Here is an 11592-nt window from a genome sequence, read left to right on the forward strand (position 1 = left end):
CCAGCCACAAACCACCCGCACCCGCCCCACAACCGCCCCCGCAGGACATGCCGCCCCCCACGGAACGTGCAATCGTGGTGTAGCCCGGCACGGCCGGGGCACCCGTCCGCCCGGCCACGCACGTCGATCGAACGGAACGCCATGACCAGCGGCTACACCGGCCCGGAGGGCTACGGCGACCCCTTCGGTGAATTCCTGGCCCGCTTCTTCGGCGGGCCGCGCCCCGGCCCCCGCCAGATCAACATCGGCCAGCTCCTCAGCCAGCCCGCCCGGGAACTGGTCCGGGGCGCGGCGCAGTACGCCGCCGAGCACGGCAGCCGCGACCTGGACACCGAGCATCTGCTGCGCGCGGCGCTCGCGGCGGAGCCGACCCGGAGTCTGCTGAGCCGGGTCGGCGCGGATCCCGACTCCTTGGCGGCGGAGATCGACAAACGGTCGGGGCCGGTGCAGCACCCGCCGGGTGAGACGCCCCCGCCGACCTCCCTGTCCCTCACCCCGGCCGCCAAACGGGCCCTGCTGGACGCGCACGACCTGGCCCGTTCCCGCGGGGCGGGGTACATCGGGCCCGAGCATGTGCTCAGCGCCCTCGCCGCGAACCCGGACTCGGCGGCCGGGCACATCCTCAACGCGGCCCGGTTCGCCCCCACCGGCCTCCCGCCCGAGGCAACGGAGACCGCGCAGGCGCACCCCGAGCGGCAGCGCCCCACCGGCACCCCCACCCTGGACAAGTACGGCCGCGATCTCACGGAGCTGGCCGGCCAGGGCCGGATCGACCCGGTGATCGGGCGGGACGACGAGATCGAACAGACCATCGAGGTGCTGTCCCGGCGCGGGAAGAACAACCCGGTGCTGATCGGTGACGCGGGCGTCGGCAAGACGGCGGTCGTGGAGGGGCTGGCGCAGCGCATCGCCGACGGGGACGTGCCGGACGTGCTGGACGGCCGCCGGGTGGTCGCCCTGGACCTGGCCGGGGTGGTCGCGGGCACCCGCTACCGGGGCGACTTCGAGGAGCGTCTGAACACCATCGTGGGTGAGATCCGCGCCCACTCCGACCAGCTGATCGTGTTCATCGACGAGCTGCACACGGTGGTCGGCGCGGGCGGGGGCGGCGAGGGCGGCTCGATGGACGCGGGCAACATCCTCAAGCCGGCGCTGGCGCGCGGCGAGCTGCACGTCGTGGGGGCGACGACGCTGGAGGAGTTCCGGCGGATCGAGAAGGACGCGGCGCTCGCCCGGCGCTTCCAGCCGATCCTGGTGCCCGAGCCGACCGTCCCCGACACGATCGAGATCCTGCGCGGGCTCCGCGACCGCTACGAGGCCCATCACCAGGTCCGCTACACCGACGAGGCGCTGGTGGCGGCCGTGCAGCTGTCGGACCGCTATCTCACCGACCGCCGGCTGCCCGACAAGGCGATCGACCTGATCGACCAGGCCGGGGCGCGGGTGCGCCTGGGCGCCCGGACGAAGGGCACGGACGTACGGGCCATGGAGCGCGAGGCCGAGCAGCTCGCCCGCGACAAGGACCAGGCGGTCGCCGACGAGCAGTACGAACTGGCCACGCAGCTGCGCGACCGGATCACCGACCTGAAGCAGCGCATCGCGGCCACCTCCGGTGAGGAGGAGGTCGACGAGGGCCAGCATCTGGAGGTCACCGCGGAGGCCGTCGCCGAGGTGGTGTCGCGGCAGACCGGTATCCCGGTCGCGAGCCTCACCCAGGAGGAGAAGGACCGGCTGCTGGGGCTGGAGGAGCATCTGCACGAGCGGGTGGTGGGCCAGGAGGAGGCCGTACGGGTCGTCTCGGACGCGGTGCTGCGCTCGCGCGCCGGGCTGTCGAGCCCGGACCGGCCGATCGGCAGCTTCCTCTTCCTCGGCCCGACGGGCGTCGGCAAGACCGAGCTGGCCCGGGCGCTCGCCGAGGCGTTGTTCAGCAGCGAGGAGCGGATGGTCCGGCTCGACATGAGCGAGTACCAGGAGCGGCACACCGTCAGCCGGCTGGTGGGCGCCCCGCCCGGGTACGTCGGCCACGAGGAGGCGGGCCAGCTCACCGAGGTGGTGCGCCGGCACCCGTACTCGCTGCTGCTGCTCGACGAGGTGGAGAAGGCGCACCCGGACGTCTTCAACATCCTGCTGCAGGTCCTCGACGACGGCCGGCTGACCGACTCCCAGGGCCGTACGGTCGACTTCACCAACACGGTGATCGTGATGACCAGCAACCTGGGCTCGGAGGCGATCAGCCGGCGCGGCGCGGGCATCGGCTTCGGGTCGGGCGGGGCGCGGGCCGACGAGGAGGCGCGGCGCGAGCAGATCCTGCGGCCGCTGCGGGACCACTTCCGGCCGGAGTTCCTCAACCGCGTGGACGAGATCGTCGTGTTCCACCAGCTCACCGGCGACCAACTGCGGCAGATCACCGACCTGTTGCTGGAGAAGACACGGCGGCTGCTGCAGGCGCAGGGCATCGGCGTGGAGTTCGCGGCGGAGGCGGTGGACTGGCTGGCCGAGCGCGGCTACCAACCCGAGTACGGGGCACGCCCGTTGCGCCGCACGATCCAGCGCGAGGTCGACAACCAGCTGTCGCGGCTGCTGCTCGACGGCCGGGTCAGGGACGGCGACCGGGTGCACGTGGAGGTCGAGGAGGGGCGGCTCGCGTTCCGCACCGAGCCGCCCGCCCCCGTCGCGGAGCTATGACGCGGGGTACACCACCTGCGCCGAGCCGCCGCCGCGCCGTACGGTCTCGGCGGCGGCCAGCCACTTCCCGCCCGGCAGCCGCTGCACGCCGGTCGCCGCGCCGATCTCGGCGTTCAGTCTGAACGAGTGCCCGATGGCCTCCAGTCGGGACCTGACACTGTCCGGGCCGGTGTTGTTGTAGAGGGCGGGTTCCATGTCCGTCTGGGCCGTGTTGCGCTGGCTGACGCGCGGCGTGGCGATCGCGTCGACCAGCGGCAGGTCCCGGTCGAGGAACTCGGTGAGGATCTGCAGCACGGTGGTGATGATGGTGGAGCCGCCGGGGGAACCGACCGCCACGACCGGCTTGTCGTGCCGGTCCAGGACGATGGTCGGGGAGATGGACGAGCGCGGGCGCTTGCCCGGGCCCGGCAGGTTCGGGTCGGGCACGGACGGGTTGGCGGGGGCGAAGGAGAAGTCCGTCAGCTCGTTGTTGAGGAGGAAGCCACGGCCGGGGACGGTGATGGCGCTGCCGCCGGTCTGTTCGATGGTGAGCGTGTAGGAGACGACGTTCCCCCACTTGTCGGCCACCGTCAGATGGGTGGTGTTCTCTCCCTCGTACGTCGTCGGCGCCGCCGTGCCCCCGGTGGTGCAGGCCGCCGGGTGGCGCGGGTCGCCGGGCGCGACGGGGCTGGTGAGCACCGCGTCGTCCTTGATGAGGCAGGCGCGTGAGTCGGCGTACCGCTGCGACAGCAGCTGCTTGGTCGGTACGTCCTCGAAGGCGGGGTCGCCGACCCAGCGCCCCCGGTCGGCGAACGAGATCCGGCTCGCCTCGATGAAGTGGTGCAGGTACTGGACCTCGCTCGCCTTCGAAAGGTCCGTGTTCTCCAGGATGTTGAGGGCCTCGCCGACGGTGGTGCCGCCGGAGGAGGAGGGGGCGATGGAGTAGACGCCGAGGCCGCGGTACGTCGTCCTCGTGGGCGCCTGTAGCTTGGCGCGGTAGGCGGCGAGGTCGTTGGCGGACAGCTCGCCCGGGCGCGCCTTCCAGCCCGAACCCGGGTCCACGGGCGGGTTGTTGACGGTGTCGACGATCTCCTCGCCGAGGTCGCCCTTGTAGATCGCGGAGACGCCCTCGCGACCCAGTTCCTCGTACGTCCGCGCGAGGTCGGGGTTCTTGAACGTGGAGCCCACGACGGGGAGTTGGCCGCCCGGCAGGAACAACTCGGCGGTGTCCGGGAAGTAGCGGAAGCGGGTCTCGTTGGAGGCGGTCTGGGAGCGGAAGGTTTCGTCGACGGTGAAGCCCTCGCGGGCGATGCGCTCGGCGGGCTTCAGGACCGAACCGAGCTGTCGGCTGCCCCACTTGTCGAGCGCGGTGGCCCAGGTGGCGGGGGTGCCGGGGGTGCCGACGCCCAGGCCGCTGCTGACGGCGTCGGCGAAGGGGATCGGGGTGCCGTTCTCCAGGAAGAGGCCCGAGTCGGCGGTCAGCGGTGCGGTCTCGCGGCCGTCGATGGTGTGCACCGTACGGGACTTGGCGTCGTAGTAGACGAAGTAGCCTCCTCCGCCGATGCCGGAGGAGTAGGGCTCGGTGACACCGAGGGCGGCGGCGGTGGCGACGGCCGCGTCGACGGCGTTGCCGCCCTTCCTGAGCACCTCGATCCCGGCGGCCGAGGCGTCCGCGTCGACGCTGGCCACGGCACCGCCGTGGCCGACGGCGACCGGGACCTTCTCGACGGCCGTTCTCCCGGCGGTGGGTGGCGCCGCGGTGGGTGGCGCCGCGGCCCCCACCGTGACCACGGCGGCCGAGACCGCCAGGACCGACAGTTTCCGCGCGACAGGGCGACGCATCCATACCTCCAGTCCAGAACCGTCAGCGCAGCGTAACCACATCGCGACGCACCCGACAGACGCCTTCCGGGCACTGTCATACGACTGCCACACCTCGAACACGGGTACGTCAAAGCCATGCCCGACCGCTACCATGCGCGCCCATGAACGACGACGTGCGCAACATCGTCCTGGGGATCATCGCGACCGGCCTGAGCGCCGCGCTCGGCTGGCTCGCCCGGACCTATCTGTGGCGCCGGAAACTCCGGCGCAAGCAGGCGTTCTTCGGGCTGCCCGAGAACTCCGAGTGCCTGCTCGTCGTCAACCGCGACGCGGGGAGCCCCGATCTCGCGGTGCACCGCCACGACGTGTTCGCGCTGCTGGAGCTCGCCGCGCTCATCAAGGACTGCGGGGCGGGCGCGGAGGTGGTCACGCAGGACGCGGCCCGGCAGGGGTTCGGGGAGCGGACGGAGTTCTGCGTCGGCGGCCCTGGGTCGAACCGGCGGATGGCGGCCCATCTCCAGGCCATGCTGCCCGGGGTGCACGTCAACACCGACCGCGAACCGGGCCCGGACCGGCTGGCGTTCCGGATCGGCACCGAGCAGTACCGGATGGACGCGGGCATCACCGAGTACGTGCTGCTGGCCCGGCTGACGGTGGGCCGACGGCGGGGTGAGGGGCGGCCGGTGTTCCTGTTCTGCGGGCAGCGCGCCATCAACAACCAGGCCGCCACCCGCTATCTGGTCCGCCACCACGAGCGGCTGGCCCGCAAGCACGGGAACAACTCCTTCGTGCTGCTCCTGAAGGTCGTCAACTCGCAGGCGTACGGACCCGACGTGGTCGAGCTGGTGGAGGACGTGACACGGGCGGCCCAGGCGCCGCTGCCCGCCGAACCCATCGCTACTCCGACGTAACGCAGCGGACCGAGCACAACCCGTCCGGCGCGCGGCTGACCTTCTCCTCGCCGGCGACCGACCCGTCGTACGGGCCGGTCCCGCTGCGCGAGCAGTGATCTGCGACCGGCGCCGGCCGGGCAGGGCTCTGTGACTTCCGCCCCCTACGGCCGGATTGCCGCGGAGAGTCCCCCACCACCTGGCAGCAGCGTCCCCGGTTCTGCCGCCGCGGCGGTCGCGACCCCGGTTCTGGGGGATGAACGGCCCATCCTAGTCGCCCCCTTCGGTGCTTGAGAATCTTGGACGGAAACTATCCAGCGCGACCCCGCCCCGGCACCCGACACGCACCCGTGGGACATAAGCCGTATTTACGTCGAGCTCATATCGGCGGCGGGGGCGGTTTCAGGCCTCGGCCACCTCGCCGTACAGCTGGGACAGTTCGGGGACCCCGCTGGTCGCCCACTCGTGCCCCGAGGTCACGACGTCGAACTCCCGCCCCGACGCGAGCCGTACGACGGGCTGCCCGTCCGCCCGGAAACCCCAGGCGGCGCCGGGCACGGTGCGCACGATGACCGTGCCCAGATAGAGCCCGGCGTCGTTGCCGAGCCAGGGCAGGATCTCCTCGTCGTCGCGCCAGCGCGGCACCAGCTGGTCGAGCGCCTCCAACGAGGCGGCGGTGTCGTCGAGTCGGATCCCCGCCCGGGCCGCCTGGGAGCGCAGCAGCTCGCATTCGGAAAGGAGTTCCGCGACCCCCTCGGGGTCGGCGGCCAGGACCGCTTCACCGTGCTTCTTGCGCTTGTTGCCCAGGAAAGGGATGTGCATACGTCCAGCGTGTCATTCGCACCGACGTGCGCACCACAGGCGCGCTGGCACGCACGTACGGTCGAATGCACGGTCCGGGCGCGCATGGCGCGTTGACCGGGTCCCGTTCGCTGCCTAGCGTCGCGAGCCGCTGCCGGCTGACGGGTGCCGGGTGTGCGGAGGGATCGGATCGTGCGCCGACGTGTGTGGGGGGTCGCCCTGGCCCTCGTCGTGTCCGGGTTGTTCCTCGCGCCCGCGCAGGGGGCGGCCCCGCCGCTGCCGCCTTCGCTTCCGCTTCCCCTTCCGCTGCCGCTTCCGCTTCCGCTTCCGCTGGAGAGGTGGTACGACAACACGTCCACGGTGGATCTCGACGGCGCCGGCAACCACCTGCCGGCGTCCGACCTGGCCGCCGCGGGCTGGATCCCGGGGCGCGCACCGACCGTGCGGGGCGCCCGGCTGACCTGGCCGCTCCGCCCGCCGGGCGCTCCCGACAACGTCCGCGCCGCCGGACAGACCGTAGGGGCCGACGGGCACGGCGACGCCCTCGCCTTCCTCGTCACGAGCACGGGCGGCGGGGAGGCGGGCGGCACGGGCAGTGTCGTGTACGCCGACGGCTCGCGCTCCCCCTACCTGCTGACCGCCCCCGACTGGCGCACCGGCCCGCTCGCCACCAAGGCCCTCGCCCTGCCGCACATCGGCACCCCCGACGGTCCGCTCGCCGAACGGGCCCGGCTGTACGTGGTGACGGTCCCGTTGGTGCGGGGGCGCGAGGTGGTCGCGGTGCGGCTGCCCGTCGCACCGCGGCTCCATGTGTTCGCGCTGGCCGTGCGGACCGGCTCGGCGGGCTGGACCGGCACCTGGGCGGCCTCCCCCTCCGCGCTCGCGGCGGTGGGCCCGTGGACCGACCGCACCCTGCGGCTGGTGGTGCACACGTCGGTGGGCGGGCCCCGGGTGCGGCTTCGCTTCGACAACGCGTTCGCCTCGGCGCCGGTGCGGATCGGGGCGGCGTCGGTGGCGGTGCGGTCGGCGGGCGCGGCGGCGCAGTCCGTGCCGGTGCCGCTGTCCTTCGGGGGCGCGCGGGGCGTCGAGGTGCCCGCGGGCGCGCAGGCGGTCAGCGATCCGCTGCCCTTCGCCGTGCCCGCGGACGTGGATCTGCTGGTGAGCTTCCACCTTCCGGGCACGGTGACCTCGGTGCCCTGGCACGGGCTCGCGGTGCAGCGGTCGTATCTGAGCGGGCCGGGCGACCACACGGCGGACGCGGACGGGACGCCGTACTCCGCCACGATCGGTTCCTGGCCGCTGCTGACCGGGGTGGACGTGGGCGGCGGGCCCGGTGCGGTGGTGCTGCTCGGGGACTCGATCACCGACGGCGACCGGTCGACGGTGGGCGCGAACCGGCGCTGGCCGGACGCCCTCGCGGCCCGGCTGCGCCGCCAGGACTCGGTGCCGCGCTACGGGGTGCTCAACGCGGGGATCGCGTCGAACCGCGTCGTAAGCGACCGCTACCCGGGCGACGGACTCGCCCTGGTCGGCGGTGGGGTCAGTGCCGTGCACCGGCTGGACCGGGACGTCCTCGCGCAGACCTCGGTGCGGACGCTGGTCGTGTTCGAGGGCATCAACGATCTGCGGGACGGGACGACGGCCGTCGAGGTGGCCGCCGGGCTGCGGGAGCTCGCCGGGCGGGCGCGGGCGCGCGGGGTGCGGGTGCTGGGCGCGACGCTGCCGCCCTGCGGTGGCTCCGCGCGGTGCACGGCGCCCGTGGAGGGCGAGCGGGCCGCGCTGAACGCGTGGATCCGGCACAGCGGCGTGTTCGACGGCGTCCTCGACTTCGACCGCGCGCTGCGGGACCCCGCCGTCCCGACGCGGATGCTGCCCGCGTACGACAGCGGGGACCATCTGCATCCCGGGGACGCGGGGTACGCGGCACTGGCGGAGGCGGTGGACCTGCGGCTGCTGTGAGGGTCAGATGTCCAGGTCGACGACGACCGGGGCGTGGTCGGAGGCGCCCTTGCCCTTGCGTTCCTCGCGGTCGACGTAGGAGTCCTTGACGGCCTTCGCGAACGGTTCGTTGCCGTAGACCAGGTCGATGCGCATGCCGCGGTTCTTGGGGAAGCAGAGCTGGCGGTAGTCCCAGTACGTGAACGGGTGGTCGTACTTCAGGGGCCGCGGGACCACGTCGGCGAGGCCTGCCTCACGCAGGGAGGTGAGGGCCGCGCGCTCGGCCGGGGTGACATGGGTGAGGCCCTCGAAGGCGGCCACGTCGTAGACGTCGTCGTCCGTCGGCGCCACGTTGTAGTCGCCCATGACCGCGAACGGGCGGCTGCCCGCCGCGTCGCCAGCGACGGCCGCCTTCAGGGCCTCGAACCACTGGAGCTTGTAGGCGTAGTGCGGGTGGTCCACCTCGCGGCCGTTCGGCACGTACACCGACCAGACGCGGACCGGGCCGCAGGTCGCCGAGATCGCCCGGGGCTCCACCGAGCCCTCGTAGCCCGGGTCGCCGGGCAGGCCCTTGACGACGTCCTCGATGCCCACCCGGGAGATCACCGCCACGCCGTTCCACCGGCCCGTGGCGTTGACCGTCGCCTCGTAGCCCAGCTCGCGCAGCTGGTCGAACGGGAACTGGTCCTCGGCCAGCTTGGCCTCCTGGAGGCACAGCACGTCCGTGCCGCTGCTCTCCAGCCAGGCCAGCAGCCTCGGCAGGCGGGCGGTGATCGAGTTGACGTTCCACGTCGCGATGCGCATGTCTCACAACCTACCGGGCGCCACTGACACTCACAGTGCCGTGCTCTCCCCGGACGCCAGCCGCAGGTGCGGCGCGCCGCCGAGGGCGCCGATCTGGTTGTCGTAGATCGGGCGGGCGAGGTCGGTGAGGAGGGCGTCGTGGATGTCGTAGGCGCGCTGCGGCTTGACCTCGCGGACGTAGTCGATGACCTCGGAGATCTTGCTCCAGGGGGCCATGACGGGGAGCATCAGCGTCTCGACGGCCCGGTCGGGGACGGTGAGGGCGTCGCCGGGGTGGAAGACACGGCCGCCGTCGATCAGGTAGCCGACGTTGGTGATGCGTGGGATGTCCGGGTGGATGACGGCGTGCAGCTCGCCGTGGACCTGGACGTCGAAGCCCGCGGCGGTGAAGGTGTCGCCGTGGCCGACGGTGTGGACGCGGCCGGGGAAGGCGGCCGAGATCTTCTCCGCGACCGAGCGCAGGGTCCAGATCTCGGCGGCCGGGTTCGCGTCCAGGGCCGCCCGCAGCCGCTCCTCGTTGAAGTGGTCCGGGTGCTCGTGCGTGACCAGGATCGCCTCGGCGCCGACGGCCGCGTCCGCCTCGCTGAACCCGCCCGGGTCGACGACGAGCGTGCGCCCGTCCTTCTCCAGACGGACGCAGGAGTGCGACTTCTTCGTCAGCTTCACGGCCGTCATGCTCGTCATGCTCGTCATGGGGTCCATCCTCCCCCGGTGCGGGCGGCGTGGCTCAGTCGACCGGCGTGGTCTCCTCACGGATGATCTGCTGCGCCACCCGGAAGGCGCTGTTGGCCGCCGGTACTCCGCAGTAGACCGCCGCCATCAGCAGCACCTCCTTGATCTCGTCGGGGGTGAGGCCGTTGCGCAGGGCGGCCCGGGTGTGGAAGGCGAGCTCGTCGAGGTGCCCGCCGGCGACCAGGGCGGTGAGCGTGACGCAGGAGCGGGAGCGCCGGTCAAGGCCGGGGCGGTCCCAGATCTCGCCCCAGGCGTAGCGGGTGATGAACTCCTGGAAGTCGCCGGAGAAGTCGTCGGCCTGGGACAGCGCCCGGTCCACGTGCGCGTCCCCGAGGACCTCGCGGCGCACCTTCAGCCCCGCGTCGTAGGGATCGGGACGGCCCATGACCTGCACCGGCTCCTCGACAGGGGCGGGTGCGATCTCGGCGATGGCCAGCGGCTGCGGCGGCGGGGTCGAGTTCTGGATCTGGGTCTGGGTCTGGGTCGTCACCGCGCGGACGGGGATGCCCGGGACGGCCGTCTGTCCGGTCGTGGACTCGTAGGCGGGCTGCCAGGCGGTGGAGAAGTGCCGTAGGAGGAGATCGGTGACGGCCGCCGGCTGCTCCACCGGGACCAGGTGCGAGGCGGCGGGTACGACGGCGAGGCGGGCGTCGGGGATGCCGGCGACGAGGGTGCGCGCCTCGGCGGGGCCCGTCACCTGGTCGTCGGAGCCGACGAGCACGAGGGTGGGGGCACCGATCCTGCCGAGTTCGGCGCGGACGTCGAACGCGGCGAGCGCCTCGCAGGCCGCGATGTAGCAGCCGGGGTCGGTGGTGCGGACCATCTGCACGGCCCACTCGGTGATCGCCGGCTGTGCCGCGGCGAACCCGGCGGTGAACCAGCGGTCGGGCGAGGTGCGGGCGATGGGGTCGAGGCCGTTGGTGCGGACGATCACCCCGCGCTGGCGGAACTCGTCCGCCGTGCCGAACCTCGGCGAGGCGGCGATCAGCGCGAGCGAGGCGACGCGCTCCGGGTGACGCAGGGCCAGTTCCACGCCGACCGCGCCGCCGAACGCGCAGCCCGCGTAGCCGAAGCGCTGCACCCCGAGCCCGTCGAGCGTGGCGAGCAGCCGCTCGGCGAGGTCGGACACGGAGCCCGCCGGGTAGGCCGGGGCGCCCCCGTGCCCGGGCAGGTCGTACCGGAAGATCCGCCAGTGCTGGGCCAGTTCCGGGACCTGACGGTCCCACATGTGCCATGTAGCACCGAGGGAGCATCCCATGACCAGGACCGGAGCCTGTTCTGGCCCGTCAAAGCGGTATTGCAGGGTTTCGACGTTCTTCTCACTCACCCGCTCACGCTCCCACATCTCACACTCTCTGCGGGATCGGGGGTGGAGACGCTCGCCAGACCTCCCCAGGTATCCGCGGCCGGACGAAGATCCTCCACGTCCGGCTTCACATACCAGTGCTTCGTGGTCTGGACGTTGGTGTGCCCAGCCCACCGGGCAAGGAGGTGGTCCGGCACCCCGTTGTTGGCCAGGTATGTGAAGCAACTCGCGCGAGCATCGTACAAACGGACCCGCCGCAGCCCGTTCTCGTCCATGACCTTGTACGCCCGCTCACGCAGCTGCCGCCCGTTGAGCGCCCTGCCGAGTCCGTCCACGAGCACGTACCCGCTGTCCTCATACCTCTCCCCCGCCGCCTGCTTCTCGGCCACCTGGATGGCCCTGAAACACGTCAGCACCTCCCTGACCAGATCGGGCAGAGGAAGCTGCCGCTTTCCGGTGAGAGACTTCGGTGTGAGCTGTACTGAGATTTGTGGAGTCCCTGATGCCAGGGCTACGGTCCTGGCGAAGGAGAACCACCACAATTCGGTATACCGATCGGCTGTCCGACATCGGGGCTTCGGCCTCGGTCGGCTCGGTCGCGGACAGCTATGACAACGCGATGGCCGAGGCCCT

Annotated in this window: 9 protein-coding genes; 3 read left to right on the top strand and 6 right to left on the bottom strand. The window is 72.3% G+C overall.

All coding sequences use genetic code 11. The annotated features are described in order from the left end of the window. Positions 1 to 141: 141 nt before the first annotated feature. Positions 142 to 2685: an ATP-dependent Clp protease ATP-binding subunit gene (locus tag ACLZN2_RS07300; RefSeq protein WP_416977539.1), complete on the top strand. Its 2544-nt coding sequence runs from the start codon at positions 142 to 144 to the stop codon at positions 2683 to 2685. Here ACLZN2_RS07300 and ggt read toward each other — a convergent pair. Beyond that, positions 2680 to 4506 carry a gamma-glutamyltransferase gene (gene ggt / locus ACLZN2_RS07305; RefSeq protein WP_416977540.1) on the bottom strand — a complete coding sequence of 609 codons (1827 nt, stop codon included), beginning with the start codon at positions 4504 to 4506 and terminating at the stop codon, positions 2680 to 2682. The two genes, ACLZN2_RS07300 and ggt, sit on opposite strands and share 6 nt — an antisense overlap. Before the next feature lie 143 nt (positions 4507 to 4649). Here ggt and ACLZN2_RS07310 point away from each other — a divergent pair, with 143 nt between their 5' ends. After that, positions 4650 to 5399 (top strand): hypothetical protein, encoded by a 750-nt coding sequence (locus ACLZN2_RS07310; RefSeq protein WP_416977541.1) that lies wholly within the window; start codon positions 4650 to 4652, stop codon positions 5397 to 5399. 381 nt (positions 5400 to 5780) lie between these two features. Here ACLZN2_RS07310 and ACLZN2_RS07315 read toward each other — a convergent pair whose 3' ends face one another. Next, entirely contained in the window at positions 5781 to 6200 is a 420-nt protein-coding gene (locus ACLZN2_RS07315; RefSeq protein WP_416977542.1) for a DUF6278 family protein, read from the bottom strand. 171 nt (positions 6201 to 6371) lie between these two features. Between ACLZN2_RS07315 and ACLZN2_RS07320 the strand changes: the two genes are divergently transcribed. Next, entirely contained in the window at positions 6372 to 8138 is a 1767-nt protein-coding gene (locus ACLZN2_RS07320) for an SGNH/GDSL hydrolase family protein (protein ID WP_416977543.1), read from the top strand. Between the two features lie 3 nt (positions 8139 to 8141). Here ACLZN2_RS07320 and ACLZN2_RS07325 read toward each other — a convergent pair whose 3' ends face one another. The 4 genes from ACLZN2_RS07325 to ACLZN2_RS07340 all read right to left on the bottom strand — a co-directional run bounded on the left by ACLZN2_RS07325 (position 8142) and on the right by ACLZN2_RS07340 (position 11501). After that, positions 8142 to 8921: an exodeoxyribonuclease III gene (locus ACLZN2_RS07325; protein ID WP_416977544.1), complete on the bottom strand. Its 780-nt coding sequence runs from the start codon at positions 8919 to 8921 to the stop codon at positions 8142 to 8144. A 30-nt stretch (positions 8922 to 8951) separates the two neighbouring features. Continuing rightward, complete coding sequence (locus ACLZN2_RS07330) at positions 8952 to 9587, bottom strand: MBL fold metallo-hydrolase (RefSeq protein ID WP_416977571.1); 636 nt, start codon at positions 9585 to 9587, stop codon at positions 8952 to 8954. A 61-nt stretch (positions 9588 to 9648) separates the two neighbouring features. After that, positions 9649 to 10911 carry a 4-carboxymuconolactone decarboxylase gene (gene pcaC, locus ACLZN2_RS07335; protein WP_416977572.1) on the bottom strand — a complete coding sequence of 421 codons (1263 nt, stop codon included), beginning with the start codon at positions 10909 to 10911 and terminating at the stop codon, positions 9649 to 9651. Positions 10912 to 10976: 65 nt separating this feature from the next. Continuing rightward, a complete protein-coding gene (locus ACLZN2_RS07340) occupies positions 10977 to 11501 on the bottom strand; it encodes a tyrosine-type recombinase/integrase (RefSeq protein ID WP_416977545.1) in 525 nt (174 codons plus the stop codon). Positions 11502 to 11592: the final 91 nt, after the last annotated feature.

Origin of the sequence: Streptomyces sp. T028 (assembly GCF_048159505.1) — a bacterium.
Taxonomy (GTDB): Bacteria; Actinomycetota; Actinomycetes; order Streptomycetales; family Streptomycetaceae; genus Streptomyces.

Coding starts and splice junctions, on each gene's coding strand:
- ACLZN2_RS07310 (WP_416977541.1), top strand. CDS start 4,650: ATGAACGACGACGTGCGCAACATCGTCCTGGGGATCATCGCGACCGGC.
- ACLZN2_RS07325 (WP_416977544.1), bottom strand. CDS start 8,921: ATGCGCATCGCGACGTGGAACGTCAACTCGATCACCGCCCGCCTGCCG.
- ACLZN2_RS07300 (WP_416977539.1), top strand. CDS start 142: ATGACCAGCGGCTACACCGGCCCGGAGGGCTACGGCGACCCCTTCGGT.
- ggt (WP_416977540.1), bottom strand. CDS start 4,506: ATGCGTCGCCCTGTCGCGCGGAAACTGTCGGTCCTGGCGGTCTCGGCC.
- pcaC (WP_416977572.1), bottom strand. CDS start 10,911: ATGGGATGCTCCCTCGGTGCTACATGGCACATGTGGGACCGTCAGGTC.
- ACLZN2_RS07315 (WP_416977542.1), bottom strand. CDS start 6,200: ATGCACATCCCTTTCCTGGGCAACAAGCGCAAGAAGCACGGTGAAGCG.